Origin of the sequence: Novosphingobium sp. B1 (assembly GCF_900176395.1) — a bacterium.
In the GTDB taxonomy this organism is placed as follows: Bacteria; Pseudomonadota; Alphaproteobacteria; order Sphingomonadales; family Sphingomonadaceae; genus Novosphingobium.
On record NZ_FWXL01000003.1, the window covers coordinates 158,115 to 183,661 of the forward strand.

A 25,547-nucleotide genomic window follows, 5' to 3' on the forward strand; every position below is an offset into this window, starting at 1 on the left:
TCAGAACGATGAACTTGCGGACGATGTGCGGCGCGCTGGCGCTTGGGCTGGTGGTGGCGCCGGGTGTGGCACTGGCCGACGATCCCTATGACCCGCAGATGCGCACGCAAGCCGCGCGCGAGCGGGACCGCGCGATCATCCGCAAGCTCAACCAGCAGGAACTGGCCCGCGTGCGCGAGCGCGATGCCCGCTATGCCGAAGGTTGGGCGCAATGGCGCAGCGGCGGTCGCGACGAGCGGGCCGACGATTACGCGCAGGCACAGCGCGAGTACGAGGATCGCATGGCGCAGTGGCGGCGTGCGGTGGCAGCTTGCCGTGCGGGGCACTACGAATATTGCGCACGTTGAGGCCGTGCAAGACCTCGACATTTTGTCGGTCTGAATCGTAACTTTGTCGAAACCATACAATTGCGCATTGCGAAATTTTGCTAGCAGGCCTTTCGAAAGTTAGTCCCTGCCCGCAAACAAGGTTCGATTTCGCAATGTCCGCCGAGATCCTCGATCATCGCCAGCCGCCAGCGCAGAGCCTGTTCTGCCGCAGCGCCAACGCGCGCGAGGATCGGCCGGCGATCTCGCTGCAGGTGCGCGAAAGCTTTGCAGCGCGCTTCGCCGCCGACTTCGCCGCGGCCCTGACCGAACATCGTCATGAAGACGATGCGAAACCCGTGCTTGCGGCGTGACCCGAAATTGACCTGATTGCATCCACCCGCGCCACGGCGGGGGTCTTGCAAGGGATTTCAGAATCCCAGAGCCATGTGGCCCGGTTCACCCAGCCACCGCGCATCAAGACCCCAGACATCGCGGATCACGGCTTCCGACAGGGCCTTTTCCGGGCGGCCTTGCGCCATGACCTGCCCGCGATTCAGCACGACGACATGATCGGCGTGGTTCATTGCCAGAGCCAGATCATGCACGACCAGGACGATCCCCCTCCCCCCTCTCTCCGCGCCGGAACCGTTCGTGTGAAAACCGCGTCCCGCAAGTGAGCGCAGACGCTGGACCAGCGACTGCTGGTGGGCAAGATCAAGCGCCGCAAGCGGTTCATCGGCCAATATCCAGTGCGGCTGCGTGGCAAGGACGCGAGCAAGCAGCGCGCGCGCGCGCTCACCGCCCGAGAGCGAGGACAGTGTTCGTTCGGCCAGCGGTTCGAGTTGCATCGTGGCCAGCGCGCCAGCCACTGCAAGAGCATCGGCGTCTGGCCCGGACCGATGCGGCAGGCGCCCAAGGCCGACCAGCGTGCGGACAGAGAGATTCCACGCCACTTCGCCCGATTGCGGCAGGTAACCAAGGCGGCGTGCACGTTCCTGTGGCAGCAACTGGTTTATCGGCGTACTGACCAGCGTTACGGTGCCGCTGTCCGGCCGCACGAGCCCTGCCAGCGCCGCGAGCAGCGTGGATTTGCCCGCGCCATTGGGGCCGACGATGGCAGTGACCGTTCCCGGCTGGAATTGCACGGTTACGTTCTGCAGACGCCGGGCGACCGTGAGACCGAGCGCCTCTAGCACGGCGATTCCATCGTGCGCCGTGATTCCATCGGGCGCCGTGATCGCGACAGGCAATCGGGAATGCTCATGCAAGGTTCCTTCGCAGCTTGAGCAGAAGGCGCAGGAAGAAGGGCGAACCAGCCAGGCTCAGCGCGATGCCAAGCCGCAGTTCTCCGCCTTGGAGGGGAAGGACACGGCAGAGGCAATCTGCGGCGAGCAGCAGCAGCGCACCGGCAAGCGCGGAGGGCACGAGCGTGGCAGAAGGGCGCTGATCGGTGAACGGCCGGACGAAATGCGGCACCATCAAACCGACGAAGCCGATCATCCCTGCGACGGCAACGCCGCTGCCGACGATCAGGCCGATGGAGCAGATCATCAACCCAAGCAGCCGGGCAGGTTCCACCCCGAGCGAGCGCGCCGCCGCCTCGCCCAGCGCCAGAGCATCGAGCGCGGGGCCGGCCCGCCACAAACCGACAAGACCGAGCAGCGTGAGGGGCGCTGCAAGGCGCACTTCGTGCCACCCGCGGTCAGCCAGAGCGCCCATCAGCCAGGTCACGATCTCGGACAAGGCGAATGGATTGGGCGCAAGGCTGATGGCGAGGCTGGTGAGAGCGCCAGCCAGGCTGGCGATCATCATGCCGGCCAGCGTGAACAGGGTGATCCCGCCACTGCGGCCTGCGATCAGCGCCAGCAAGGCCATCGCGCTGGCGGCACCGACAAGGGCGAACAGAGGCAGGGTGACGCCCTGTGACTCATAACCTGAGTAGAACGACAGAACGGCGCCCAGAGCAGCAGCAGGAGCGATGCCGAACAGGCCGGGATCTGCCAGCGGGTTGCGCAGATAGCCCTGCATGGCCGCGCCCGCTGCGCCAAGGCCTGAGCCGAGCACAAGAGCAAGCAAGGCGCGAGGCAAGCGCAGTTCCATGAGGATCGTCGTGGCGTTGGGGACTGGCGGGCCGAACGGATCGATCCACACCTGACCTGCAAGAAGCGAGATCGGAAGGGCGAACGCAAGGGCGGCAAGCAGCAGGATGACGGGGCGGGTCATCGCGAGAGTCGCTCCACCAAACGCGATGGTCCCCCTGGCCTTGTGTGGAAGGAATTGCGCACTTGTGCGAGTCTTTGGGCAGCGGCAACCAGCGTGGGGCCGCCGCAGTAGAGCAGCCTCGGATTCAGGCTGGCGCGGCGGGTCGTCTTCAGCGCATCCAGCGCCGGATGAGACAACACGCGATCATCGCCCCTTCCGGTTTCAGCGGTCTGCCCGGCGACAAGGATCAGATCGGGCGGATCGGCAAGCATCCTCTCCAGCGGGAGCAGATCAGCCTGGCCCAGACCGCGCGCGGCGGCGAAGTTGGCAAATCCCGTGCGCCGCAGGAGATCGGCGATCAGGGTGCCATCACCGGGGACCATACCGCCCGATTGCCAGACGACGGTGTGGATCGGCCGTGAACCCGCCGGCGGCGCAGCAGCGGCGAGCGCCGAGTCCATACGCGCGATCAGTGCCTCGCCGCGATCAGGGTGGCCGGACAGCGCAGCGATCTTGCGGATCTGGTCACGACTGGCCTCGACCGTGCTGGCCATGCCAAGGGTTTCGAGACGCAGGCCGAGGCGCTTGTATGCGCTGGCAGTGGCAGGATCGATGAAGGTGCTGCCAAGCACGAGATCGGGCTTCAGCGCGAGGACTTCCTCCACCGTGCCGCGCGTGGCCGGGAGCGCGCTGGCGAGGCGACCGTCCATCGACGCCGAGCGCGGGTCCTTGCTGTAATGCGAGATGGCAAGAATCTGCGCAGTATCCGCTACTTCGGCAAGGATTGCATCGGTGCAGGGATTGAGACTGACAATCGTGGGATGCGCAAAGGTGCGAGGTTCGGGGGTGGCCTTGCCTTGGGGGATGCAGCCGGCGGTCAGGGACGCTGCGAGCAACACCAACCCCCTTCCCCATCCCCGACCGAGGATGGGGCACAGAGTGCGCGGCGCCTTGGGAGCGCGCGTTGCCATCAGTACCGGGCGCGGATGCCGACGAAGGCAGAGCGGCCCCAGGTGCCGTAGTCGGCAACGGTCTGGTATTGCTCGTCGAAGACGTTCTCGACGCGGCCGTATAGCTCGACCTTCTCCGTCAGGGGGAAGCTCGCGCGCACGGTCGTCAGCGCGTAGCCATCGAGGCGGCGGGTGTTCGACGCATTGTCAAAGCTGTCTCCCACAAGGCGCAGGTCCGCTCCGAGGGTGAGGCCTGCGAGCGGAGATGTCCAGTCGCTCGACAGGGTGAGCGCGTGGGCAGGACGGCGGGCAAGGTCCTTGCCGCGATTGGCGTTGCCGGGGGTGCGGTTCTCGGTTTCGAGGTAGGTGTAGGCCGCCTGCAGGTGGAGCGTATCGGTGGGACGCGCACCGAGTTCGGCTTCGACGCCCTGGGCGCGGGCGAGGCCGACATTGTCGTAGAGGCCGAAGGGGCGCGTGGCGCAGGCATTGAGGCTGGCGCACGAGACAAAGGTGATCAGGTTGCGGCTGTCGCGGCGGAATACGCTGACGGCGGCGTGGATCTGGCCAGAGGATGCGCCCCATTCGAGGCCGGCGTCATAGGACTTGCTGCGTTCGGGATTGAGCGCGGCATTGCCGTAGTCGGAAAGCAACTGGTAGAGCGTCGGGGCCTTGAAGCCTTCGCCGTAGCTGGCCCGCAGGCGGAGGTTTTCGACCAGTTCGAACGAGCCGTTGGCACCGAAGGTCCATGCCGTGCCGAACCGGCTGTGATCGTCGACGCGAACGCCGGCAGCGAGGCTGGCGCGGTCAGTGCTCCAGCCGAGCAGGGCGTGGCCGCTGGTCAGGTTGGCCTTGGCTTCGGCGTCGAAGGTGCTGGAGAAGCGGGTCCATTCGCTGTCGCCGCCGAAATCCAGCGTGAAATCGGCGGGGAGCTTCAGGCGACCGGTGAGATCGACGCGTTCGGAGCGGCCCTTGTAGCCATAGGATGGATCGTTGCCGAAGGTCGGGTCGAAATAGTCGCGCCTGGTGTCGGACAGGGCGAAGCCGGTGTTCAGCGCGAGATTGGTGCTGACGTAGCGCAGGCCGACGCGCCCCGAGGCCTGGCGGGTGGTCTGGTATTCGGGGGTATCGCCGAACACGCTGTAGGTGGGCGGGCCAAAACCGTCGATGTCGGTGCGGGTGTCGGCGTAGCGGGCGGTGGCGACGATCGCGAGATCCTGCGTCACGTTCAGGCGACCGCGGCCGCCGACGCGCCACTGGCGGAAGCCGTCAGGCTCGGTACCGGCGGCTGCGGCAGAGACACCGTCGCTGCGGCTGTAGCCACCGTTGAGGGTGAGCGCGCCAAGGTCGGACGAGAGGCCCGCAGCGGCATCGGCGGTCCAACTGTCGTTGGCGCCGTATTCGGCGCTGGCTTCGGCCCCGTTGAGATCGCGCGACTGGACGGCAATCACGCCGCCGATGGCGGCGCTGCCCCAGACGATCGAGTTGGAACCGCGCAGGACGTCGATGCGCTCGATGCCGCCGGGGGTGAGCGTGCCGAAGTCGAACCCGCCCGAGGGGGCCGAGACGTCTTCGAGGCGGACGCCGTCGACGAGGACGAGAACCTGCTCTGCATCCGAGCCGCGCAAGCGCACGCCGGTGAAGCTGCCGGGGCCGCCGTTGCGGGTGACAGTCAGGCCGGGGACGCGTTCGAGGACGCGGGTGATGTCCGGGCCCTGGATGGACTGTATTTCGGCGGCGGTGATGACGGTGACGGGCTGGCCGGTCTTGGCGAGCGGCGTTTCGCTGCCGGTGGCGATTACGGTGATCGACGCCGGGTCAACTTTGTAGTCAGCCACCACGACATCGTCGGCGTCTTGCGCAAAGGCGGGCGCTGCGAGAGTGAGGGCGGAAACGGAAAGCAGGTACTTCTTCACAGGACGCAACTCCGGCCACGAACGGTTGCTGCCGTCCATGGCGAGAGGTGCGCTGGGCCATGAAAAAGGCGCGCCTCGTCGCGTGCGCCCGGTACACCCCGCCCGGCCGCGGAACGACTACCATCGGCAGGTTTCCTGGCTCCCGGGTCATCGCCCGCTGCCCGCCTTCCCAGCGCCGGGGATCGAATCCGGCACCAGTGGCATCTCTGGACAGCGCGCTCTCCGGTTACAGTTGCGGGGGCAGCGCCGGATTGAAGCCGGCTTCCCTCTTAGCCCGTGTTACCGGGCACCGTTGGCGTCGGCGGCGGCAACTAGCGGGAACGTTGCCGCGCTGCAAGACAGGACATGCACTTTGGGGAAGGACCGATCCGGCGGGTTAACCGGATCGAAGGGGGCTGTGCCGCATCGGGACAACGGGAAATGCGTCCGTGCGCAAGGCAGCGCAAGGCGTTAGCGCAATTGAGCATATTCAGGATTCAGCACTGCCCGATGCCGCTAGAGCTCGCCTACAAGCCGATCGAACTGCCCAGCATGGCGGCGATGGCGGCTGGCGACCTGCGGCCGCGCGACTTTCATGCGCGCATCCGGCGGCGCGACATGCGCTCGATCCGGCGCGCGCTGCGGGCGCCGTCGCTTATCCGGCAGCGGCTGGGCGGGGTGGCGATGTTCGGTCTTCTGGCAGTGCTGCTCGGCCCGACCGGCTGGGGCGAGCCGGGCGGCGTCCATGCCGCCATGGCTCGCAACCGGATGGCAGACCTGCAGCCGTTCGAGCGCGGGGGCGACAGCTTTCCCGGCTCGGCCTTCTACTGGCTCGACACCAGCGACAGCGGCCTGATCGCGCCGACCGAAGCGCAGGCCAAGTGGGACCAGAGCCGGTCCGACGCGGATATCGGCTCAGCACGCCCGGTCATGGCGGCCGGTAGCGGCGAGGATCGCTGGCGCGCGCTCCAGTGCCTGACAGCGGCGATATACTACGAGGCGGCGAGCGAGCCTGACGGCGGCCAGCGCGCGGTGGCGCAAGTCGTGCTCAACCGCGTGGCCCATCCGGCCTGGCCGAACACGGTGTGCGGCGTGGTCTATCAGGGGTCCGAACGGCCGGGATGCCAGTTCTCGTTCGCCTGCGACGGATCGCTGGCAAGGAAGCCGATGAAGGCGTTCTGGGACCGGGCGCGGCGCGTCGCCGCCGATGCACTGGCCGGGTACGTCTATGCGCCGGTGGGACTGGCGACGCATTATCATACGACGGCGGTGCATCCCTACTGGGCGCCGAGCCTGAGCTTCATCGGCACAATCGGCGCGCACCGTTTCTATAGCTGGGCCGGTGCGGCGGGTCGTCCGGCGGCGTTTACGGCGCGCTACTTCGGCGGAGAGCCGATTGCCGCACCCCATCCACGCACGTGGACGCCCTCGCCCACCGACATTGCCGATCCGCTGGCGCTGGAGAAAGCGTTCGAGGCAGGGCGGATTGCGGCTCCGGTTGCGGCGGCGACGGTTGCTCCTGCGGCTGCGGTTGGTCCGGCGGCTGCGGTTCCGCCAGTGCCGCAGCAGAGCCTGGTTCGGCCGCAGGTGCTGCCAGGGGTGAAGGCGGGCGCACCGGTTTCAGGCAGCGGTTCGGTGCTGCCGGGGTATGAGAACGCCAACAAGTGGATCGCGCAGCCGGGTGCTTGATGCGGCAAGCCGCTTATGGGCCTGATCAGAGTTCGGCGTAAAGACCGGGATTGGTGGAAAGCTGACTCGCCTAACCCAGCCAAGCAGGTCGTTCATAGCGCCATTGGCCGTCTGCTATAGTGGCGGCAGTGACCAAGAACATCACGGCGGCGAGTATCCCCGACCAAAAGCTGATGTGGAATCCAGCAGATCTGCGAACAGTCCCAATTGCGGCGCGGCGTCTCATATTCTGCCCGAACGTGAAACAAAAAATCCAGAGAACTCCCATGAAGGGGACTAGGTAGTCACCTTCACCCACCAGTGCTGCAACTAGAATCATTACGAGGGCCGGAGCAACAATCCAGATTTTCGCCAGCCAAAGCCCTTTAAGCGTCGTGATGTTCTCGTTGGGCATTGGCGTTGTCTGACATGGCGTTCAGGCGTCCGCAAGTGGGCGCAAGTGGCCATTCGAACTCACCGCCGCCCCTACCCGCGATTGTCGAACTCGCGCACTTCGATCGCAGCTTCATCGAACCCATCCAGCAACCGGGCATTGACGCCCATCTTGCCAAAGTCTTCATCCAGAGTTTCCCAATGCGTGCCGCATCCGCAGGTGGGGCAGTGGTGGATACCTATCATGCGGTCGCCCCAGATGTAGGCCTTGGTCTCACCGGTGATACGCACGGTCTCGGGCGGGTAATAGGCGGTGCGCCAGGCGGTGCGGCGGCAGAGCGAGCAGTTACAGTCTGCGACCCACACCGGCATGTGGGGCGCCTCGATCCGAACTTTGCCGCAATGACAGCTTCCCATGACAGCCATGGCCTTTGCTACCCCAGACCGGGATTTTGCTGCAAGCGGCGAAAGGCAAATGCCGCCAACACGCTCCATCCGTCGCAAAATCGTTTCAGGACGAATGGTTAGTCGTTCCTTTACCGTGTCATCACACACACTCTTAGCGCAGGCGGTCCTATGGCAGTGCCGTGGAAAGCGGCATCGCCGTGAGAAAACAAAGAGGTCCCATGCTGCGTTTTGCGCCCCGTTACGGTATCATTTCCCCCTGCCTTTCGCGCCCGATCCTGGGCCGACACCTGCGGGCGGTGAATGACAATGCCGACGTCTGGAGCGGCTCGTGGGCGCAGCGTGGCGAAGCGCTCGACACGGCGCTGCGACTCTTTGCCGCGCACGGCTTTTCCGCTGCGGCCCGCGCCCGCGATGCGGCCGTGATTGCCGAACGCGGCGACGAACCGGGCCGCGTGGAATTCTGGGTGGAAGTCTGCGCGACTCTCGACCGACGCATGGCCCGCGACTTCGTGCAGGAGAGGCGCCGCCAGCGCTGAGCCGCCAAGGTTTGCGGAGAGGAAAACAAAAAGGGAGCCCCGGTGGAAACGCCGGGGCTTTTTGCTGTTCGGATAGACTGGCATCCGGGCTTGTCCAGTGATGGCAGAAGCGCTTGCAAAGACGCAGGCTTCGGATTTTCGCTGGCTAACGCTAGCAGCATTCTCGACAGCACCAAGCCTATGCCCTCCCCCTTTTTGCTATTGCGAACTGTTATCGCAAAAACCCCGAAACTAGCCGTTTTTCGCGGTTGCATTCGTCTGCGCAGGGGCTTAGGGCCGCCAGGTCATTCTGCCAGAACTTTCCTGTCTCGCGGGGCACGGGAAGGATGTGGGTGAAAGCTCTGCTGGCATTTTTGTATGCTTGTCCCCGCGAACGGGAAAGGACCGTAGAGCATGGCACGCAAGAAGATCGCGCTGATCGGCGCAGGCAATATCGGGGGCACGCTTGCCCACCTCGCCGCCCAGAAGGAACTGGGTGACATCGTCCTGTTCGACGTGGTCGAAGGCGTGCCGCAGGGCAAGGCGCTCGACCTGTCGCAGTGCGGGCCGGTCGAAGGCTTCGACGCCAAGATCACCGGCACCAACGACTATGCCGACATTGCCGGCGCGGACGTGATCATCGTGACCGCAGGCGTTGCCCGCAAGCCGGGCATGAGCCGCGACGACCTGCTCGGCATCAACCTCAAGGTAATGAAGGCCGTTGGCGAAGGCATTGCTGCCAACGCGCCTGACGCGTTCGTCATCTGCATCACCAACCCGCTCGACGCGATGGTGTGGGCGCTGCGCGAATTCTCGGGCCTGCCGCACAACAAGGTCGTCGGCATGGCGGGCGTGCTCGATTCGGCGCGCTTCAGCACGTTCCTGGCCTGGGAATTCGGCGTCTCGATCCGCGACGTGAACACCTTCGTGCTCGGCGGCCATGGCGACACCATGGTGCCCGTCACCCAGTACTCGACCGTCAACGGCATTCCGGTGCCCGACCTCGTCAAGATGGGCCTGTCCTCGCAGGAGAAGATCGACGCGATCGTGCAGCGCACCCGTTCGGGTGGCGGCGAGATCGTCGGCCTGCTCAAGACCGGTTCGGCATTTTACGCGCCCGCCGCCTCGGGCATCGCCATGGCCGAAGCCTACCTCAACGACCAGAAGCGCATCCTGCCTTGCGCCGCCTACGTCGACGGCCAATACGGCGTTGACGGTCTTTATGTCGGCGTGCCGGTGATGATCGGCGCGAACGGCGTGGAGCAGGTGATCGAGATCGAACTCGGCGACGAAGCCAAGGGCAACCTTCAGGTCTCGGTCGATGCGGTCAAGGAACTGCTGGACGCCTGCAAGGGCATCGACAGCTCGCTGGCCTGATTTCAAAACCAACACAGTTGCGCCCCAACCTCCCCTGGGGCCACCTGACTGCCGAGCCGCCCGTCGTGCAATTCAGCCATGATGGGTGGCAGACACGGAAAGGAACGACATGAGCATTCTCGTCGACAAGAATACCAAGGTCATCACCCAGGGGATGACGGGCAAGACCGGCAGCTTCCACACGCAGGCTGCGCTTGATTACGGCACGCAGATGGTTGGCGGCGTCACCCCCGGCAAGGGCGGCACCACCCACATCGGCCTGCCCCAGTTCGACACCGTTCACGAAGCCAAGGCTGCAACCGGTGCGACTGCCTCGTGCGTCTATGTGCCGCCTTCGGGCTGCGCCGATGCCATCCTCGAGGCGATCGACGCCGAGATGGAGCTGATCGTGGCGATCACCGAGGGCGTTCCCGTGCTCGACATGGTCAAGGTCAAGCGCGCGCTTTCGGGTTCGAAGAGCCGCCTGATCGGCCCGAACTGCCCCGGCGTGCTGACGCCGAACCAGTGCAAGATCGGCATCATGCCGGGTTCGATCTTCAAGGAAGGCTCGGTCGGCGTGGTTTCGCGTTCGGGCACGCTGACCTATGAAGCCGTGTTCCAGACCTCGGCCATCGGCCTTGGCCAGACCACCGCTGTCGGCATCGGCGGCGATCCGGTCAACGGCACCAACTTCATCGACGTGCTCGAACTGTTCCTGGCGGACGAAGCCACCAAGTCGATCATCATGATCGGCGAGATCGGCGGCGATGCCGAGGAGCAGGCCGCGCAGTTCCTGATCGACGAGGCCAAGCGTGGCCGCAAGAAGCCGATGGCCGGCTTCATCGCGGGCCGCACGGCGCCTCCGGGCCGCCGCATGGGCCACGCCGGCGCCATCGTTTCTGGTGGCAAGGGCGATGCCGAAAGCAAGATCGCGGCAATGGAAGCCGCCGGCATCAAGGTCTCGTCCTCGCCGTCGCTGCTCGGCGAGACGCTGGCCGAAGTGCTGAAGGAACGCGTCTGATCGCGTAAAGAAGCTACCGCCCGGATAGGCAACCTTGCGTAAGGGGCCACCGGGCGGATGCTTCAGGCTTTTCCGGTAGGTGGCCGAAACGGATGCGGCCTGCCGTAGTTATGGATTTTTGCGCGAAACGCGTCAGCGCTCGCGCCGGAAGGGTCGGCTCTGCATTGCAGGGCGGAAAATGTCCGAAGCCCCCAACCTCCCCGGGGGGACCAGGAGTTGATGATGGGTTCTGAACTGCACGAATTCGACGTGGATCCGGCTCAGGAAGGTCCGCAGCCCGGTCCTTCATGGGCGAACAAGCGCTGGCCGATCACGGACGCTGCCTCCGGCGATGACCTGACACAGGCGATGGACCCGATGGCGCTAAAGCTCGCCATCAAGGAATCCGCCAAGAAAGGCGGCGCGCCGCTTGATGAAGCGGCGCTGCAACAGGCGGCGACGGATTCGATCCGCGCGATGACGCTGATCCGCACCTATCGCGTGCGCGGCCATCTTGCCGCCGATCTCGATCCGCTGGGCCTTGCCCGCCAGAAGCTGCCGGCCGACATCTCGCCTGAATATCACGGCTTCACCGCCGCCGATGCCAAGCGCAAGATCTATATCGGCGGTGTGCTCGGCCTTGAATGGGCGACGCTCGACGAGCTCGTGGCGATCCTGCGCGCGAACTACTGCGGGCACATCGGCTTCGAATACATGCACATCGCCGACGTGGAGGAGCGCCGCTTCATCCAGGACCGCATCGAGGGTGGCGACAAGAGCATCGATTTCACCCCCAACGGCAAGAAGGCGATCCTTGCTGCCGTGGTGCGCGGCGAGCAGTACGAGAAGTTCCTCGGCCGCAAGTATGTCGGCACCAAGCGCTTCGGCCTCGACGGCGGGGAATCGATGATCCCGGCGCTGGAAGCGGTGATCAAGTATGGCGGCCAGCTGGGCGTCAAGGAGATCGTCTACGGCATGGCCCACCGCGGCCGCCTCAACGTTCTCGCCAACGTGATGGCCAAGCCCTATCGCGTGATCTTCCACGAGTTCTCGGGCGGCAGCGCCAACCCGCAGGACGTGGGCGGATCGGGCGACGTGAAGTACCACCTCGGCACCAGCACGGACCGCGAGTTCGACGGGACCAAGGTGCACATGAGCCTGGTGCCCAACCCATCGCACCTCGAGACGGTCGATCCGATCGTGCTCGGCAAGGTTCGTGCGCAGCAGGTGTTCCGTGACGACATCGGTGACGATGTGGGTCCCGATGCCCGCCACAAGCAGGTGCTCCCCGTGCTGATCCACGGCGATGCTGCCTTTGCGGGCCAGGGCATCGTGTGGGAGTGCTTCGGCCTTTCGGGCGTCCGCGGCTACAATACCGGTGGCTGCATCCACTTCATCATCAACAACCAGATCGGCTTCACGACCTCGCCGCAATTCTCGCGCGGGTCTCCGTATCCCTCGGACGTGGCCAAGGGCGTTCAGGCGCCGATCCTGCACGTGAACGGCGATGATCCCGAAGCGGTGACCTTCGCCTGCAAGATGGCGATCGATTACCGCCAGAAGTTCGGCCGCGACATCGTGATCGACATGTGGTGCTATCGCCGCTTCGGCCACAACGAGGGCGACGAGCCTTCGTTCACGCAGCCGCTGATGTACGCGAAGATCCGCCAGCACCCCGGCGTCAGCGACATCTACGCCAAGCGCCTCGTTGGCGAAGGCGTGATCGACGCCAATTACAAGGGCGAGATCGAGAGCCACTTCGTCGCGACGCTCGAAACCGAGTTCGAGGCCGCCAAGGGCTACAAGGCCAACGAGGCCGACTGGTTCGGCGGGCGTTGGTCGGGCCTCAACAAGCCGGCAGACCCGGTAACCGCGCGCCGCAACGTGGCGACCGGCATCGACCAGAAGCTGTTCGACAGCCTTGGCCGTACGCTGACGACGGTCCCCGCAGACCTCACCGTCCACAAGACGCTGGGCCGCGTGATCGACGCCAAGCGCGAGATGTTCAGCAGCGGACAGGGCTTCGACTGGGCAACTGGCGAGGCACTGGCATTCGGCAGCCTCGTGTCCGAAGGCTATGGCGTGCGCCTTTCGGGGCAGGACTGCGGACGCGGTACCTTCAGCCAGCGCCACGCGGTGTGGGTCGACCAGACCGACGAGCGCAAGTACGTGCCGCTCAAGACGCTGCCGCACGGCACGTTCGAGGTGCTGGATTCCACGCTTTCGGAATATGGCGTGCTCGGTTTCGAGTATGGCTATGCCAGCGCCGACCCGAAGAGCCTCGTGCTGTGGGAAGCGCAGTTCGGCGATTTCGCCAACGGCGCGCAGATCGTGATCGACCAGTACATTGCCGCATCCGAAGCCAAGTGGCTGCGCGCCAACGGCCTCGTCATGCTGCTGCCGCACGGGTACGAGGGCCAAGGGCCGGAGCATTCGTCGGCACGTCTGGAGCGCTATCTGCAGCTTTGCGCGGAAGACAACATCCAGGTGTGCAACATCACCACGCCGGCCAACTACTTCCATGTGCTGCGCCGGCAGATGCACCGTCCGTTCCGCAAGCCGCTGATCATCATGACGCCCAAGAGCCTGCTGCGCCATCCATTGGCAAAGTCGGTCGCTTCGGACTTCGTGGGCGAGAGCCATTTCATGCGCATCCTGTCGGACATCAACCCGGCAGCCGACAAGGACACCCGCAAGGTGATCCTGTGTTCGGGCAAGGTCGCCTATGACCTGATCGAGGCGCGCGATGCGGCGGGCATCACCGACACGCAGATCATCCGCCTCGAACAGCTATACCCCTTCCCCGGCGAGCCGCTGGCCCTGCGCCTTTCGCGCATGCCGAACCTCGAAGAAGTGGTGTGGTGCCAGGAAGAGCCGCGCAACAACGGTTCGTGGTTCTTCGTCGAACCGATGATCGAGGAATCGCTCAAGGCCGCCAACAGCAAGGTGGCTCGTCCGCGCTATGCCGGCCGCGCTGCTGCCGCATCGCCGGCCACCGGCCTCGCCAGCCGCCATGCCAGCGAGCAGGGCGCACTGGTGGCCGACGCGCTGGGCCTGTCGGTCCGTGGCGAGATCCGCCGTCAAAAGAAGAACTGATTTTCCTTCTCCCCGAGGAACATGAATTATGTCGATTGAAGTGAAGGTTCCGACGCTGGGTGAAAGCGTCAGCGAAGCAACCGTTGGCCAGTGGCTCAAGAAGCCCGGTGAAGCCGTGGCGCTGGACGAGCCCATCGTCAGCCTCGAGACCGACAAGGTCGCGGTTGAAGTGCCGGCTCCGGCAGCGGGCGTGCTTGGCGCGCTGGTGGCGAACGAGGGCGATACCGTAAACGTGGGCGCGCTGCTCGCGCTGATCGAAGACGGCGTGGCAGCGGCAGGCGCACAGGCCCCTGCCCCGCGCACCGAAGCGCCGGTTCCGCCCGCATCGACTTCCGAAGCCCCCGCCCCCGCGGCCGCCCCGGCTGCTCCGGCGACTTCGGCTGCCGCGCCCTCGGGCGACGCTGCTGCGCTTTCGCCCGCCGTTCGCCGCGCGGTGCTGGAGTACGGCATCGATCCTTCGACCGTGAAGGGCACCGGCAAGGACGGCCGCCTGACCAAGGAAGACGTGATGGCTGCGGCCGCGGCCAAGCAGGCCTCGCCTGCTCCGGCAGTTTCGGCTCCCGCAGCAGCACCCGCTGCCGCTCCGGCTGGCGGGCGCAACGAAGAGCGCGTCAAGATGACGCGCCTTCGCCAGACCATCGCCAAGCGCCTGAAGAGCGCGCAGGAAACCGCTGCCCTGCTCACCACGTTCAACGACGTGGACATGAGCGCGGTGATGGAAGCGCGCGCCAAGTACAAGGACGTGTTCGAGAAGAAGCACGGCGTAAAGCTGGGCCTCATGTCGTTCTTCGCCAAGGCTTCGGTACTGGCGCTGAAGGACATTCCCTCGGTCAATGCCCAGATCCAAGGCGATGAGATCGTCTACTTCGACTATGTCGACATCTCGGTCGCTGTCTCGGCCCCTAACGGGCTGGTCGTGCCGGTGGTGCGCGATGTCGACAAGTTGAGCTTTGCCGATATCGAGAAGTCGATCGCCAACTACGGCAAGGCCGCGCGCGATGGCACGCTGACCATGGCCGACATGGCAGGCGGCACCTTCACCATCTCCAACGGTGGCGTGTTCGGCGGCCTGATGTCGACCCCGATCATCAACCCGCCACAGTCGGCCGTGCTCGGCCTGCACCGTATCGAGGACCGCCCGGTCGTGCGCAACGGCGAGATCGTGGTGCGCCCGATGATGTACATCGCACTGTCCTACGACCATCGCATCATTGACGGTCGAGAGGCCGTGACCGCACTGAAGACGATCAAGGAAGCGATCGAGGATCCGACCCGCCTGCTGATCGATCTCTGAGCCGATATTGCGCACCTGACTTGAATCTGAAGCCGTTCGTGCTGAGCTTGGCGCATAACGAACGGATAATGGAGCCGGAAAATGGCTGAATACGATTACGACGTCCTTGTCATCGGCGGTGGTCCCGGCGGTTATGTCGCGGCGATCCGCGCAGCACAGCTCGGGCTGAAGACCGCATGTGCCGAGGGTCGTGAAACGCTGGGCGGAACCTGCCTCAATGTCGGGTGCATTCCGTCCAAGGCGCTGTTGCACGGATCGGAAAAGTTCGACGAGGCGCGCAACGGCACCTTCGCCAGCTATGGCATCAAGACAGGGGCAATCGAGCTCGATCTGGATGCGATGCAGGCGCAGAAGGCGGATTCGGTCAAGGGCCTGACAGGCGGCATCGAATTCCTGTTCAAGAAGAACAAGGTGACCTGGCTCAAGGGCTATGCCGCGTTCGAGGACGCGCATTCGGTCATGGTCGCAGGCCAGAAGGTCACGGCAAAGAACATCGTGATTGCCACGGGTTCGAGCGTGACGCCCCTGCCCGGCGTGACCGTGGACAACGATGCCGGCGTGATCGTGGACAGCACCGGCGCGCTGGCGCTGGGTCGCGTGCCAGAGCACATGGTAGTGATCGGCGGCGGCGTGATCGGGCTTGAACTCGGTTCGGTCTGGCGGCGTCTGGGCGCGAAGGTGACGGTTGTTGAATTCCTCGACCAGTTGCTGCCCGGCATGGACGGCGACGTGCGCAAGGAAGCCGCCAAGATCTTCAAGAAGCAGGGCATGGACCTCAAGCTGTCGACCAAGGTCACCGGCGTTGCGGTCGATGGTGGCAAGGCCACGCTGACGGTCGAACCCTCGAAGGGCGGCGAGGCTTCCACCATCGAGTCCGACTGCGTTCTGGTGGCAATCGGCCGCCGTCCCAATGTCGATGGCCTGGGCCTTGACAAGATCGGTCTGGAGCTGAACGCACGCGGGCAGATCGAGACCGACCACGACTTTGCCACCAAGGTCGATGGCGTCTGGGCCATCGGTGACGTCATTCCGGGTCCGATGCTGGCGCACAAGGCCGAGGACGAGGGCATTGCCGTGGCCGAGAACATCGCAGGCCTGACCGGTATCGTGAACCACGATCTGATCCCGGGCGTGGTCTACACGATGCCTGAATTTGCGGGCGTTGGCTTGACCGAGGAGGCGGCCAAGGAAAAAGGCGAGATCAAGGTCGGCAAGTTCCCGATGCTCGCCAACAGCCGCGCCAAGACCAACCACGAGCCCGATGGCTTCGTGAAGGTGATTTCGGATGCCAAGACCGACCGCGTGCTTGGCGTTTGGTGCATCGCCTCGGTTGCCGGAACCATGATCGCGCAGGCGACGCAGGCGATGGAATTTGGCGCGACGAGCGAAGACATCGCCTATACCTGCCATGCGCACCCGACCCATTCGGAAGCGCTGAAGGAAGCAGCGATGGCAGTGACCGGCAAGCCGATCCACATGTGATCGCCCCAGCCGGGAGCCGATGAACGGGGCCGTCCTGCGGGGCGGCCCTTTTCGTTTGGCGAAGGCGAAGTGAGCGTAGCGGGGTGACATTGCCGCCCCACGCTGCTAGCGGCCACCAAGATCAAGGAAAGCAAACGAATAACATGGCAGGTTACAAGGAACCCGGTCTCGGCGACCGTCGCAACGCTTCGGTCGAGGCACGCGCCAAGGCGATCGAGGCGCTGAAGGCAAAGGCGAAGGCACCGGTCGACCCGGCAGTGCTTGCCGAAAAGATTGCCCGTGCCGAAGCCAAGGAAAAGGCCGAGGCGGAAAAGCGCGAGGCGGCCCGTCTCAAGCGCGAGGAAGAGAAGGCCGAAAAGGCGCGTATTGCCGCCGAAAAGGCCAATGTCCCTCCGCCCCCGAGCCAGGAAGAACTGGAAGCTGCGCAGAAGGCGGCTCGCGATGCCCGTTACGCCGCCCGCAAGGCGCGGAAGAAGTAAGGTTGGACGCGACCCTTCCGGTTCAAGGAACCACGCCGCAGGCCCCTCCCCCGATGTGGGAGCTCGAAGACGGTGACGAACTGATCGACACGTGCCGCGTGCCCGACGGCGCGCGGCTGCGGCTGGTGCGCAACGGCGATGATTTCGTCATCCTGCTCGATCGCAATGAGCTGATGAGCACCGATGTCTGTGCGTCGGAAGTGCAACTGGCGGAAATGACTTGCGCGCGGCTGGCGGGCCGTGCCGATCTGCAGATGCTCATCGGCGGCTACGGCCTTGGCTTCACGCTGCGTGCGGCGCTGGAGGTCCTGGACGAGACGGCCCACGTCACCGTGGCCGAGATCGTACCGGAAATCGTCAAGTGGGCGCGCGGACCTATGGCGGGGCTGACCGCAGGGTGCCTCGACGACCGCCGCGTGCAACTGGTCCATGATGACGTGGCGATGCTGATCGATGCGGCACGCGATGCTTATGACACGATCCTGCTCGATGTCGACAATGGTCCGGAAGGCCTGACGCGCGCACTCAACGGCTGGCTCTATTCGCCCGATGGCCTGGCGGCGGCGGCGCGCGCCTTGCGAACTGGCGGCATTCTGGCTGTTTGGTCGGCGTTCGAGGACCCGGCATTCGTCGAACTGCTGGAGCAGGCGTGCTTTACCGTTGACGTGGCCAGCGTCGATGCCGGCGAAGAGCCGCGCGAAGGGCGCAAGCCGCTGCATCACGTTATCTTCTTCGCGACGAAAGCCTGAAGCTTTCATTTGTGCCCTGCGTCTGCTGACGGTAACCGCAGGGTTTGAATCGAAGGAGTGCCATGATGGCCATCAAGCTGACCCTCACCGAAGACGAAACCGAGATCCTGATCGATGCGCTTGAAGCCGATCTCGAAGGCTATCTCGAATCCGCCAAGGAAGCGCGCGGCAACAACAACCGCGAGGATGTGAAGACCTTCACCGAAGCGGCTGAGCGCATCCAGGCGATCAAGGGCAAGCTGGAAGCGCTGCTGGGCAACTGATCGCTGCAGGCGGCAGGACGCATGACGCCGGAAAAGCGGTTGGCAGCTTGTGCTATATCCTACAGTATATAGCGATGAAGCCGTCTCATAGCGTCCTGCTGCTGGCACTTATGCTTGCGTCGGTGTTTCCCGCGCAAGCTTCTGCCCAGCCCTCCCCGACCTGCCCGGGTCCGATTACGCTACCGGACTGGCCGGATGGCGCCGCTGCGGTGACGGACAAGGGGCTATCGCTCGGGGCGCCAGCCAGGATCGTTCTTGAACGAAGGGCGGACGGCTCATTTGCCGGGCAGGCCGCACTGGAGATCGAGCGCGCCGGCCATTACGAGATTTCGCTTGGCGGTCCCGCATGGGTGGACGTGTCAAAGGACGGTGTCACCCTGGCGTCGCAATCGCACCGCCATGGGCCTGCGTGCTCGGGAATCCGGAAGATCGTGACGTTTTCGTTGCAACCGGGCATGTACGAGGTTCGGCTTTCGCGAAGTTCGGCACCGGCTGTGCAAGCGATGGTTACACCAGTCCCCTAGCCAAGCCGGACCTGCGTGGGTAAGCCCGGCCCATGCCGCTGCCCGTAGAAACCGCCGACCTGTCCGCGCTGATCGGGCTTCTCGATCTTGCCGGCATCGCCGTTTTTGCACTCACCGGTGCGCTGCTGGCAGCACAGTTGCGGCAGACGATGGTGACGATGGTCTTCTTTGCGCTGGTGACCGGCGTTGGCGGCGGTTCGGTGCGCGATCTGCTGATCGGCGCGCCGGTGTTCTGGGTGCGTGATCCATGGGTGGCGCCGGTATGCCTTGGCGTGGCGCTGGTGGCGTGGTTCACGCCGCATCGCTGGTGGGAGCGACCGGTGCTGGAATGGGCTGACGCGGCCGGGCTTGGGGCATATGCCGTGCTGGGCACGGCCAAGGCGCTGGCTTTTGGCGTTCCGCCGGTGCCGGCGATACTGATGGGCGTGATCACCGGTTGCGTCGGCGGCATCATCCGCGATGTCCTGGCGGGCCGGCCCTCCATCCTGATGCGCCCTGAACTCTACGTGACGGCAGCAGCGCTTTCGGCGGGGATATGCGCCGGTGGAGCCGCTCTCGGGCTTGACCGCGCGCTGGTGTGGCCAGTCGCCGCACTGGCCGGCTTTGTGCTGCGAGGCGCTGCGATCTGGTGGAAGCTGGGTCTGCCGACCTATACCACCGCTGAGCATGAGGCGTGACGCACTCCTCCTTCCGAAGAGGGAGGGGCGTGTGCCGGCTCAGCCGATCATTTCGACCACAACCTTGCCCATGGCCTGCCGGTTCTCGAGCAGGGCAATGGCTTCGCGACCTTCATCGAGGGTATAACGCTGCGAAACGCGGGGGTTGATCTTCCCGGCCTTGAGCAAGCCGAAGAGTTCCTCGACCTCGGCCTTGAACGCGGCGGGTTCACGCGCGGTCCATGCCCCCCAGAACACGCCACAAACGTCGCATGACTTGAGCAGCGTGAGGTTGAGCGGAAGCTTGGCAATGCCGGCAGGGAAGCCGACGACGAGGAAGCGGCCTTCCCACGCGATGGCGCGCAGGGCGGGCTCGGAATAGTCGCCGCCGACGATGTCATAGACGATGTCGGCGCCGCTCGGGCCGCAGGCTGCCTTGAACTGCTCGGCCAGGGCCTTGGACTGGGCCTTGTCGAAAGGCGGGCGGCCATAGATCACGACGTCGTCGGCACCGGCTTCGCGGGCGACTTGCGCCTTTTCCTCGCTCGATACTGCGGCGATCACGCGGGCGCCGAAGGCCTTGGCGAGTTCTACGGCCGAGAGACCGACGCCGCCAGCCGCGCCGAGGATCAGCACGGTATCACCTGCCTTGATGTGGCCGCGATCCTTGAGCCCGTGGATGGTGGTGCCATAGGTCATCAGCAGCGAGGCCCCGGTGGCGTAATCGACACCATCAGGCAGCGGAAACAGGCGCGCGACCGGGGCGAGGACCTTTTCAGCCAGACCGCCGTTGCCGATCATGGCAATGACGCGGTCACCAATGTTCCAGCCGGTGACGCCCTCGCCCAGAGCCTCGATCTCGCCGGCCAGTTCGCTGCCCGGCGCATAGGGGCGCTCTGGCCTGAACTGGTAGAGATCGCGGATCATCAGCGTGTCGGGGAAGTTGATCGAGCAGGCATGGACCCGCACGAGCACCTCGCCCCTGCCCGGCACCGGATCGGGCAATTCGTCCATGACCAGCGTTTCGGGTCCGCCCGCCGCGTGGGTGCGCAGAGCTTTCATTTCACTTCTCCCAATGCAGTTGCGGATTCGATCCGCTCCGCATCAGGGAAGCAAGTTTTGGACGGCTTGGGAAGCCTTGATTAACTGCCCGGTTAAGCTGCCGCTACGGCATCCGTTCCGCGGGCGAGAAAAGGCAGGCTGTCGCGCATCTTCGCCTCGTGCGTCGCGATGGCATCGCCGCGGGCCATGGTGAGGCCGACTTCATCAAGGCCGTTGAGCAGGCAGTGCTTGCGGAACGGATCGATCTCGAAGGAGAAGCGGTCCTGGAACGGGGTCGTCACCGTCTGGCTTTCGAGGTCGATCGAGACGGGATCGGTCTGGGCAACTTCCATCAGGCGGTCGATCGCTTCCTGCGGGACGACCACGGTCAGGATGCCGTTCTTGAACGCATTGCCCGAAAAGATGTCGGAGAACGACGGCGCGATCACCGCCTTGATGCCCATGTCACCAAGGGCCCAGGCGGCATGTTCACGGCTGGACCCGCAGCCGAAATTGTCGCCGGCGATAAGGATCGGCGAACCGGAGAATTCGGCGCTGTCGAAGATGTTGTCGGGATCGGCGCGCAGGGCTTCGAAGGCCCCCTTGCCAAGACCCTGACGGGTGATGGTCTTGAGCCACCTGGCGGGGATGATGACGTCGGTATCGACGTTCTTGCGGCCGAACGGGATGGCCCGTCCCTCGATCTGCTTCACCGGTTCCATGACCGACGCTATAGCTTGCGCGTTAGGCGATGCAATGCCCGTTTATGGCGGGCTTTGGCGCAAGATTATTGCGTGTCGGACAGTCTGATCAATCAGTCTCCGGCACATCGACCGGAGGTGCCTTGGGTTCGGCCTTCTCGGCGCGTTCCTTGCGACGCGAGGCATAGAGCAGGGCCGCAGCCAGCGCCGCCGAGCCGATTGCCGCGCCCGCCATGGCTGCCTTGCCGGTCCAGTCCGTCTTCTTGGTCACGCTCGAGCACTCCTTCGCTGTGGCCCACAAGATTGGCCGGTCGGGCAGCGATTGCAAGGATCAGTCTAGGAATTTCCGCAGCTTCGTCCATTCAGCGAGCTTGGCTTCGAACGTGAGGGCAGCATGGGCGGGGCTGCTGGACGGCAGGCGCAACACGTCGAAATCCCCTGCCCCAACCAGTTGCGGCGCACCGATACTGGCCGACTTGGCACCGTTGAAAGCGATGCAGTGCAGTTGTGGCAGCGAAGCCGCCAGGTTGGCCAGCGCATTGGGCGCGACATCGCGGATGGCGGTATCGAGACTGCCCGCGCGTGTGGCCGATCCGATCGAATCCCACAGGCCAACATGATATGCGAGCAGGGATTCAAGGCGCTGATCGTAGTCCTGCGCGACGAGATCGACTTCGATCACAGCGCCGACCAGCCGCCAGAACTGGTTGCGCGGGTTGGCGTAGTACCGTGCAGCGGCAAGGCTTGCCTCGCCGGGCAGGCTGCCGAGGATAAGTACGCGAGTCCGCGCATCCGCAACCGGCGCAAAGCAGGATTTGCGCTCGGTCACGCTGGCGCGGGGGCTGCGCCGTCGTTTGCCATGTCGTCCTTCGCAGGCGCGCCGCAGGTCATGCAGTAGCGGAAGAAGGCCATCTTGCGGGTGTTGCAGCAGTGGCAGTGGTCGAACAGCGTGAGGCCGCAGTGTACGCAGAAGTTGGCTTCGGCATCGCCCGTGGTGGAGATCGGCCGGTCGCAGCCGGGGCAGACCTTGGCGGCCATCTTCTTGAAGGCCTCGTCGTGGCTGACGCGGGCGCGGCGTTCCTTCTCCGCCTGCGCCTCGATCGCCTGACGATTGGCGAGATAGGCGCGCATGTTGCGGATGAGGAAGTGCCCGGCGGCGAGTGTGAGGGCGATGCCGACGATGTAGCGAATGTATCCGCCGTAGCTCGGCAGATAAGGCACGAGTTCGACGAAGAACACAAAGACCGCAGCGAGCACGAAGCCGCGCATCAGTGGCCAGTTGTCGCTCTTGCGCTTCCGTGCGACCATCCACGCGGCAACGCCGAGCATCGGCAGCGTGATGGCAAGGCGCAGGGCGAAGACGCGCAGCTCCTGCCAGAACATGCTGCGCTCCTGCACGGGGAGCGCATCGGCAATCAGCTGGTTTTCCTCGGCGCGGAAGAGGTTCTCGCGCTGGTCGAGCGCGGCGCGCTGGTTCTCCAGATCGGCAATCGCCTGCTGGATGGCGCGCTCGTTGGCCTTGAGCTGTTCGAGTTCGCGCGTGCGCGCAAGAACTTCGGGATCCTGCGCGGGATTGGTCGTGGCGGTGCGGGCGGCAATCCACGCCTTGAAGGTCTCGTTCGCGGTGCCCGATACGCGCTGTGCCTGATCGAGCTGGAGGCGCTGGATATCCAGCTTGTCGTCAATGGCGGTCTTGCTGCGCTCGATCTGGCGGATCCGGTCGCGCACCTGGCGAACCGCTGGAGTATCTTCGGCGGGGGCGGTGTAGACCTGGCCTTCGACCATCGGCAGATCGCCGATGACCAGATTGCCTAGCCCGATGATGAAGCCGGCAAAGACAATCGATACCACCCACAGCACACCGCGATAGACGCGCTCGGGCACGCGGACGCCCTTGATCATGTCCATGGATCACCCCTCCTTGGTCTGGTTGGGCAGGCTAGGGCGTTCGCGGGATGGTGTAAATCGCGCGCCTATTTCTGGACCAGCGGGCTGACGGGATCGCGGGCTGCTTCCCACTGCTCCCACTTGTTCCCCAGCCCCGGATGGTCGATCGCGCCTTCGCGCATCGCTGCGGCGGCCTGTGCGGCAGGGAGTGGCGGAAGCGGACCGTTGTCGCCCAGCATCAGTTCGTCGCCCAGCAGGCGAAACCCTTGCGGCGCGGGCTGGAAAGCCTGCACCACGGTCATCACGTTGCTGCCGTACTGGACGATATCGATCACCAGCGCATCGACATCGCCTTTCGGGGTGCCGACCTTGACCTGCCGGGCGATGGCGCAATCAGGCCATTGCGCAGCGCCGCCCGAGGTGAAGGCACGCGCGGCATCGTCCTGTTCCTTTGGCGTGGCCCCGTCGAAGCTCTGGAGCTGACGGTTGCCATCGGCGCGCATGCACAGCGACTGCGGCTGGTAGTGCCCGCCCGGCGGCAGGTCCGACGCGGACCAGAACGCATGGGCCATGAGGAACCCGGCGAGCTGGAGCGCGGCTGTCGGAAGGCCTGCCACGCTCGCGTCAGCCGATCAGCTTGCGCACGTCGGTCAGACGCCCGGTGACGGCGGCAGCAGCGGCCATGGCGGGGCTGACGAGGTGCGTGCGCGCGCCGGGGCCTTGCCGTCCGACGAAGTTGCGGTTGGAAGTGGAGGCGCAACGTTCGCCGGCAGGAACCTTGTCCGGGTTCATGCCAAGGCACGCCGAACAGCCGGGCTCACGCCATTCGAAGCCAGCTTCGGTGAAGATCCGGTCAAGCCCTTCGTCCTCGGCCTGCTTCTTGACGAGGCCAGAACCCGGCACGACGATGGCCCACTTGACGTTGCCTGCCTTCTTGCGGCCCTTCAGGATCGCGGCGGCTGCGCGCATGTCTTCGATACGGCTGTTGGTGCACGAGCCGATGAAGATGTTCTGCACTTCGACGTCTTCCATGCGTTGGCCCGGCGTCAAGCCCATGTAGGCGAGGCTGGCCTTGGCGGCTTCCTGCTTCGATGGATCGGCAAAGCTTTCAGGCGCCGGGACGAGACCGCTGATCGGCAGCACGTCCTCAGGGCTGGTGCCCCAGGTGACCGATGGCGCGATGTCCTTGGCGTCGATCACCACGACCTTGTCGTAAGTGGCCCCGGGATCAGTGGCGAGGCTCTTCCACCAGGCAACGGCCTTGTCCCAATCGGCACCCTTGGGCGCATAGGGTCGGCCCTGCAGGTAGGCGAAGGTCTTCTCATCGGGCGCACAAAGGCCGGCGCGGGCGCCGTGTTCGATGGCCATGTTGGAAATGGTCAGGCGGCCTTCGATCGACAGATCCCGGATCACCTGCCCGGTGTATTCGATGACCGAGCCGGTGCCGCCAGCCGCTCCCAGCACGCCAGTGATGTGCAGGACGACGTCCTTGGCGGTCACGCCGGGCATCAGCGTGCCTTCGACGCGGACTTCCATCGACTTCGACTGCTTGAGCAGCAGGGTCTGCGTGGCGAGGACGTGCTCGACTTCGCTGGTGCCGATGCCGAAGGCAAGGGCTCCGAGGCCGCCGTGGCAGGCAGTATGGCTGTCACCGCAGACGATGGTTGCGCCCGGCAGCGAAAAGCCCTGCTCCGGTCCGACGACGTGGACGATGCCCTGCTCGGCATCGGCATCGCCGATGTAGCGGATGCCGAATTCGGGCGCGTTGCGTTCAAGCGCTTCAAGTTGCTGCGCGCTTTCGGGATCGGCGATGGGGATGCGTTGGCCATCGGCGCTGCGGCGCGCGGTGGTTGGCAGGTTGTGATCGGGCACCGCAAGCGTGAGATCGGGGCGGCGCACCTTGCGACCGGCAACGCGCAGCGCTTCGAATGCCTGCGGGCTGGTCACTTCATGGACGAGGTGACGGTCGATATAGATGAGTGCTGTGCCATCGTCGCGCTGTTCTACGACATGGGCGTCCCAGATCTTCTGGTAGAGCGTGCGGGGGTTTGCGATGTTCGACATGATCCAAGCGGTTAGGCCCGCCCTTCCCGCAATTCAAGCAGGAAAGGGCGGGCCAGGAGGGCCGAAGGCGCAATTTTGTTACGCCCTCGGGGCATTATCCGCTAATCGATCAGCCACGGCGGCCATCGCGATCGCGACGGTCGACCTGCAGGCGATACTGGATCTGCGAGACCTTGCGCTCGAGATTGCGGTATTCGTTCGCCGACAGACCGCGGTTTGCCGAACGGTTGTAGGCGGCCTTCAGGTTCTGCACATCGCGGCGCAGGCCCTGGGCTTCGCGCGGCGAAATGGCGCGGTTGCGCTGGGCGCGGTCGATGCGGTTATCGAGCTGCCAGATGTCGCGGCGGATTTCAGCGTTGCGGCCGGGCGTCAGGTAAGCGGCCTCGGCGCGGTTGCCGGCGGGATAGCGGCTCTGCGCCATGGCCGGGGTGGCGACGAAGCCAGTGGCGATCATGGCCGAAAGAGCGGTGGCGAAAATGGTCTTGCGCATGGAAAAGCTCCTCATCAGTCTGTGAAGCCAAACTGCCCTTTCCCGGCTGAACGCCAGACAAACGAGACGTCGCGACTTTCGGGCAAAGTGTAAGAATGTGTCGCGAGGCGAAAGGCATCGGTGTAAGGG

28 protein-coding genes and 1 riboswitch are annotated in these 25,547 nt (G+C 64.9%); of the genes, 14 read left to right on the forward strand and 14 right to left on the reverse strand.

Going from position 1 to position 25,547, the window contains the following annotated elements:
• Positions 1-8: 8 nt before the first annotated feature.
• Together B9A23_RS06570 and B9A23_RS06575 are read left to right on the forward strand one after the other, a co-directional pair.
• Positions 9-347: a hypothetical protein gene (locus B9A23_RS06570; RefSeq protein WP_084278069.1), complete on the forward strand. Its 339-nt coding sequence runs from the start codon at positions 9-11 to the stop codon at positions 345-347.
• A 134-nt stretch (positions 348-481) separates the two neighbouring features.
• Complete coding sequence (locus B9A23_RS06575; RefSeq protein WP_084278070.1) at positions 482-679, forward strand: hypothetical protein; 198 nt, start codon at positions 482-484, stop codon at positions 677-679.
• A gap of 57 nt (positions 680-736) precedes the next feature.
• On the opposite strand, the gene B9A23_RS06580 is transcribed toward B9A23_RS06575, so the two are convergent.
• From B9A23_RS06580 to B9A23_RS06595, 4 genes are all read right to left on the reverse strand, one after another.
• Positions 737-1,504, reverse strand: coding sequence for an ABC transporter ATP-binding protein (locus B9A23_RS06580; protein WP_084278328.1), 768 nt, complete (start codon positions 1,502-1,504; stop codon positions 737-739).
• A 64-nt stretch (positions 1,505-1,568) separates the two neighbouring features.
• Positions 1,569-2,531 carry a FecCD family ABC transporter permease gene (locus B9A23_RS06585; protein ID WP_084278071.1) on the reverse strand — a complete coding sequence of 321 codons (963 nt, stop codon included), beginning with the start codon at positions 2,529-2,531 and terminating at the stop codon, positions 1,569-1,571.
• Positions 2,528-3,409, reverse strand: coding sequence for an ABC transporter substrate-binding protein (locus B9A23_RS06590; RefSeq protein WP_254895029.1), 882 nt, complete (start codon positions 3,407-3,409; stop codon positions 2,528-2,530). Before B9A23_RS06590 ends, B9A23_RS06585 begins: the two co-directional genes overlap by 4 nt.
• A 71-nt stretch (positions 3,410-3,480) precedes the next feature.
• Positions 3,481-5,412, reverse strand: a complete 1,932-nt coding sequence (locus tag B9A23_RS06595; RefSeq protein WP_084278073.1) for a TonB-dependent receptor plug domain-containing protein — start codon at positions 5,410-5,412, stop codon at positions 3,481-3,483.
• Between the two features lie 68 nt (positions 5,413-5,480).
• Positions 5,481-5,682: riboswitch (cobalamin riboswitch) on the reverse strand.
• 180 nt (positions 5,683-5,862) lie between these two features.
• Here B9A23_RS06595 and B9A23_RS06600 point away from each other — a divergent pair.
• Positions 5,863-7,041: a cell wall hydrolase gene (locus tag B9A23_RS06600; RefSeq protein WP_084278074.1), complete on the forward strand. Its 1,179-nt coding sequence runs from the start codon at positions 5,863-5,865 to the stop codon at positions 7,039-7,041.
• A gap of 70 nt (positions 7,042-7,111) precedes the next feature.
• On the opposite strand, the gene B9A23_RS06605 is transcribed toward B9A23_RS06600, so the two are convergent.
• Positions 7,112-7,435, reverse strand: coding sequence for a hypothetical protein (locus B9A23_RS06605; protein WP_084278075.1), 324 nt, complete (start codon positions 7,433-7,435; stop codon positions 7,112-7,114).
• 71 nt (positions 7,436-7,506) lie between these two features.
• The gene (locus B9A23_RS06610; RefSeq protein WP_084278076.1) at positions 7,507-7,839 is read right to left on the reverse strand and encodes a GFA family protein; all 333 of its coding nucleotides are present in this window, start codon (positions 7,837-7,839) and stop codon (positions 7,507-7,509) included.
• Positions 7,840-8,039: 200 nt separating this feature from the next.
• Here B9A23_RS06610 and B9A23_RS06615 point away from each other — a divergent pair, with 200 nt between their 5' ends.
• The 11 genes from B9A23_RS06615 to B9A23_RS06665 all read left to right on the forward strand — a co-directional run bounded on the left by B9A23_RS06615 (position 8,040) and on the right by B9A23_RS06665 (position 19,256).
• Positions 8,040-8,357 carry a hypothetical protein gene (locus B9A23_RS06615; RefSeq protein WP_139797364.1) on the forward strand — a complete coding sequence of 106 codons (318 nt, stop codon included), beginning with the start codon at positions 8,040-8,042 and terminating at the stop codon, positions 8,355-8,357.
• Between the two features lie 393 nt (positions 8,358-8,750).
• Positions 8,751-9,713 carry a malate dehydrogenase gene (mdh, locus tag B9A23_RS06620; RefSeq protein WP_084278078.1) on the forward strand — a complete coding sequence of 321 codons (963 nt, stop codon included), beginning with the start codon at positions 8,751-8,753 and terminating at the stop codon, positions 9,711-9,713.
• A 109-nt stretch (positions 9,714-9,822) separates the two neighbouring features.
• Complete coding sequence (gene sucD / locus B9A23_RS06625) at positions 9,823-10,713, forward strand: succinate--CoA ligase subunit alpha (RefSeq protein ID WP_084278329.1); 891 nt, start codon at positions 9,823-9,825, stop codon at positions 10,711-10,713.
• 222 nt (positions 10,714-10,935) lie between these two features.
• Positions 10,936-13,788, forward strand: a complete 2,853-nt coding sequence (locus B9A23_RS06630) for a 2-oxoglutarate dehydrogenase E1 component (RefSeq protein ID WP_084278079.1) — start codon at positions 10,936-10,938, stop codon at positions 13,786-13,788.
• 28 nt (positions 13,789-13,816) lie between these two features.
• Positions 13,817-15,082, forward strand: a complete 1,266-nt coding sequence (odhB, locus tag B9A23_RS06635; protein ID WP_084278080.1) for a 2-oxoglutarate dehydrogenase complex dihydrolipoyllysine-residue succinyltransferase — start codon at positions 13,817-13,819, stop codon at positions 15,080-15,082.
• 81 nt (positions 15,083-15,163) lie between these two features.
• A complete protein-coding gene (gene lpdA, locus B9A23_RS06640) occupies positions 15,164-16,564 on the forward strand; it encodes a dihydrolipoyl dehydrogenase (protein ID WP_084278081.1) in 1,401 nt (466 codons plus the stop codon).
• A gap of 143 nt (positions 16,565-16,707) precedes the next feature.
• Complete coding sequence (locus tag B9A23_RS06645; RefSeq protein WP_084278082.1) at positions 16,708-17,043, forward strand: DUF6481 family protein; 336 nt, start codon at positions 16,708-16,710, stop codon at positions 17,041-17,043.
• A 53-nt stretch (positions 17,044-17,096) separates the two neighbouring features.
• Positions 17,097-17,792: a spermine/spermidine synthase domain-containing protein gene (locus B9A23_RS06650; RefSeq protein WP_084278083.1), complete on the forward strand. Its 696-nt coding sequence runs from the start codon at positions 17,097-17,099 to the stop codon at positions 17,790-17,792.
• Between the two features lie 65 nt (positions 17,793-17,857).
• Positions 17,858-18,055 carry a hypothetical protein gene (locus B9A23_RS06655; RefSeq protein ID WP_084278330.1) on the forward strand — a complete coding sequence of 66 codons (198 nt, stop codon included), beginning with the start codon at positions 17,858-17,860 and terminating at the stop codon, positions 18,053-18,055.
• 74 nt (positions 18,056-18,129) lie between these two features.
• Entirely contained in the window at positions 18,130-18,579 is a 450-nt protein-coding gene (locus B9A23_RS06660) for a hypothetical protein (RefSeq protein ID WP_084278084.1), read from the forward strand.
• A gap of 32 nt (positions 18,580-18,611) precedes the next feature.
• The gene (locus tag B9A23_RS06665) at positions 18,612-19,256 is read left to right on the forward strand and encodes a trimeric intracellular cation channel family protein (RefSeq protein ID WP_084278085.1); all 645 of its coding nucleotides are present in this window, start codon (positions 18,612-18,614) and stop codon (positions 19,254-19,256) included.
• Positions 19,257-19,295: 39 nt separating this feature from the next.
• On the opposite strand, the gene B9A23_RS06670 is transcribed toward B9A23_RS06665, so the two are convergent.
• From B9A23_RS06670 to B9A23_RS06705, 8 genes are all read right to left on the reverse strand, one after another.
• A complete protein-coding gene (locus B9A23_RS06670) occupies positions 19,296-20,297 on the reverse strand; it encodes an NADPH:quinone oxidoreductase family protein (RefSeq protein ID WP_084278086.1) in 1,002 nt (333 codons plus the stop codon).
• Positions 20,298-20,389: 92 nt separating this feature from the next.
• Entirely contained in the window at positions 20,390-20,998 is a 609-nt protein-coding gene (gene leuD, locus B9A23_RS06675) for a 3-isopropylmalate dehydratase small subunit (RefSeq protein ID WP_084278087.1), read from the reverse strand.
• Between the two features lie 88 nt (positions 20,999-21,086).
• Complete coding sequence (locus tag B9A23_RS06680) at positions 21,087-21,248, reverse strand: LPXTG cell wall anchor domain-containing protein (RefSeq protein ID WP_139797365.1); 162 nt, start codon at positions 21,246-21,248, stop codon at positions 21,087-21,089.
• Between the two features lie 60 nt (positions 21,249-21,308).
• Positions 21,309-21,806 carry a DNA-deoxyinosine glycosylase gene (locus B9A23_RS06685; RefSeq protein WP_084278089.1) on the reverse strand — a complete coding sequence of 166 codons (498 nt, stop codon included), beginning with the start codon at positions 21,804-21,806 and terminating at the stop codon, positions 21,309-21,311.
• Complete coding sequence (locus B9A23_RS06690; protein WP_254895030.1) at positions 21,803-22,885, reverse strand: zinc ribbon domain-containing protein; 1,083 nt, start codon at positions 22,883-22,885, stop codon at positions 21,803-21,805. Before B9A23_RS06690 ends, B9A23_RS06685 begins: the two co-directional genes overlap by 4 nt.
• A 65-nt stretch (positions 22,886-22,950) precedes the next feature.
• The gene (locus B9A23_RS06695) at positions 22,951-23,481 is read right to left on the reverse strand and encodes a hypothetical protein (RefSeq protein ID WP_139797366.1); all 531 of its coding nucleotides are present in this window, start codon (positions 23,479-23,481) and stop codon (positions 22,951-22,953) included.
• Positions 23,482-23,488: 7 nt separating this feature from the next.
• Positions 23,489-24,919, reverse strand: coding sequence for a 3-isopropylmalate dehydratase large subunit (gene leuC, locus B9A23_RS06700; protein WP_176217919.1), 1,431 nt, complete (start codon positions 24,917-24,919; stop codon positions 23,489-23,491).
• A 118-nt stretch (positions 24,920-25,037) separates the two neighbouring features.
• On the reverse strand, positions 25,038-25,418 hold the full coding sequence (locus B9A23_RS06705; protein WP_084278092.1) for a hypothetical protein: 381 nt from the start codon (positions 25,416-25,418) through the stop codon (positions 25,038-25,040).
• Between the last annotated feature and the right edge of the window lie 129 nt (positions 25,419-25,547).

What these genes read in the sequence shown, in the direction of transcription:
- B9A23_RS06570 (WP_084278069.1), top strand. Translation starts at nt 9, where the DNA reads ATGAACTTGCGGACGATGTGCGGCGCGCTGGCGCTTGGGCTGGTGGTG.
- B9A23_RS06575 (WP_084278070.1), top strand. Translation starts at nt 482, where the DNA reads ATGTCCGCCGAGATCCTCGATCATCGCCAGCCGCCAGCGCAGAGCCTG.
- B9A23_RS06585 (WP_084278071.1), bottom strand. Translation starts at nt 2,531, where the DNA reads ATGACCCGCCCCGTCATCCTGCTGCTTGCCGCCCTTGCGTTCGCCCTT.
- B9A23_RS06595 (WP_084278073.1), bottom strand. Translation starts at nt 5,412, where the DNA reads ATGGACGGCAGCAACCGTTCGTGGCCGGAGTTGCGTCCTGTGAAGAAG.
- B9A23_RS06600 (WP_084278074.1), top strand. Translation starts at nt 5,863, where the DNA reads ATGCCGCTAGAGCTCGCCTACAAGCCGATCGAACTGCCCAGCATGGCG.
- B9A23_RS06605 (WP_084278075.1), bottom strand. Translation starts at nt 7,435, where the DNA reads ATGCCCAACGAGAACATCACGACGCTTAAAGGGCTTTGGCTGGCGAAA.
- B9A23_RS06610 (WP_084278076.1), bottom strand. Translation starts at nt 7,839, where the DNA reads ATGGCTGTCATGGGAAGCTGTCATTGCGGCAAAGTTCGGATCGAGGCG.
- B9A23_RS06615 (WP_139797364.1), top strand. Translation starts at nt 8,040, where the DNA reads ATGCTGCGTTTTGCGCCCCGTTACGGTATCATTTCCCCCTGCCTTTCG.
- mdh (WP_084278078.1), top strand. Translation starts at nt 8,751, where the DNA reads ATGGCACGCAAGAAGATCGCGCTGATCGGCGCAGGCAATATCGGGGGC.
- sucD (WP_084278329.1), top strand. Translation starts at nt 9,823, where the DNA reads ATGAGCATTCTCGTCGACAAGAATACCAAGGTCATCACCCAGGGGATG.
- B9A23_RS06630 (WP_084278079.1), top strand. Translation starts at nt 10,936, where the DNA reads ATGGGTTCTGAACTGCACGAATTCGACGTGGATCCGGCTCAGGAAGGT.
- odhB (WP_084278080.1), top strand. Translation starts at nt 13,817, where the DNA reads ATGTCGATTGAAGTGAAGGTTCCGACGCTGGGTGAAAGCGTCAGCGAA.
- lpdA (WP_084278081.1), top strand. Translation starts at nt 15,164, where the DNA reads ATGGCTGAATACGATTACGACGTCCTTGTCATCGGCGGTGGTCCCGGC.
- B9A23_RS06645 (WP_084278082.1), top strand. Translation starts at nt 16,708, where the DNA reads ATGGCAGGTTACAAGGAACCCGGTCTCGGCGACCGTCGCAACGCTTCG.
- B9A23_RS06650 (WP_084278083.1), top strand. Translation starts at nt 17,097, where the DNA reads ATGTGGGAGCTCGAAGACGGTGACGAACTGATCGACACGTGCCGCGTG.
- B9A23_RS06655 (WP_084278330.1), top strand. Translation starts at nt 17,858, where the DNA reads ATGGCCATCAAGCTGACCCTCACCGAAGACGAAACCGAGATCCTGATC.
- B9A23_RS06660 (WP_084278084.1), top strand. Translation starts at nt 18,130, where the DNA reads ATGAAGCCGTCTCATAGCGTCCTGCTGCTGGCACTTATGCTTGCGTCG.
- B9A23_RS06665 (WP_084278085.1), top strand. Translation starts at nt 18,612, where the DNA reads ATGCCGCTGCCCGTAGAAACCGCCGACCTGTCCGCGCTGATCGGGCTT.
- B9A23_RS06670 (WP_084278086.1), bottom strand. Translation starts at nt 20,297, where the DNA reads ATGAAAGCTCTGCGCACCCACGCGGCGGGCGGACCCGAAACGCTGGTC.
- leuD (WP_084278087.1), bottom strand. Translation starts at nt 20,998, where the DNA reads ATGGAACCGGTGAAGCAGATCGAGGGACGGGCCATCCCGTTCGGCCGC.
- B9A23_RS06690 (WP_254895030.1), bottom strand. Translation starts at nt 22,885, where the DNA reads ATGGACATGATCAAGGGCGTCCGCGTGCCCGAGCGCGTCTATCGCGGT.
- B9A23_RS06705 (WP_084278092.1), bottom strand. Translation starts at nt 25,418, where the DNA reads ATGCGCAAGACCATTTTCGCCACCGCTCTTTCGGCCATGATCGCCACT.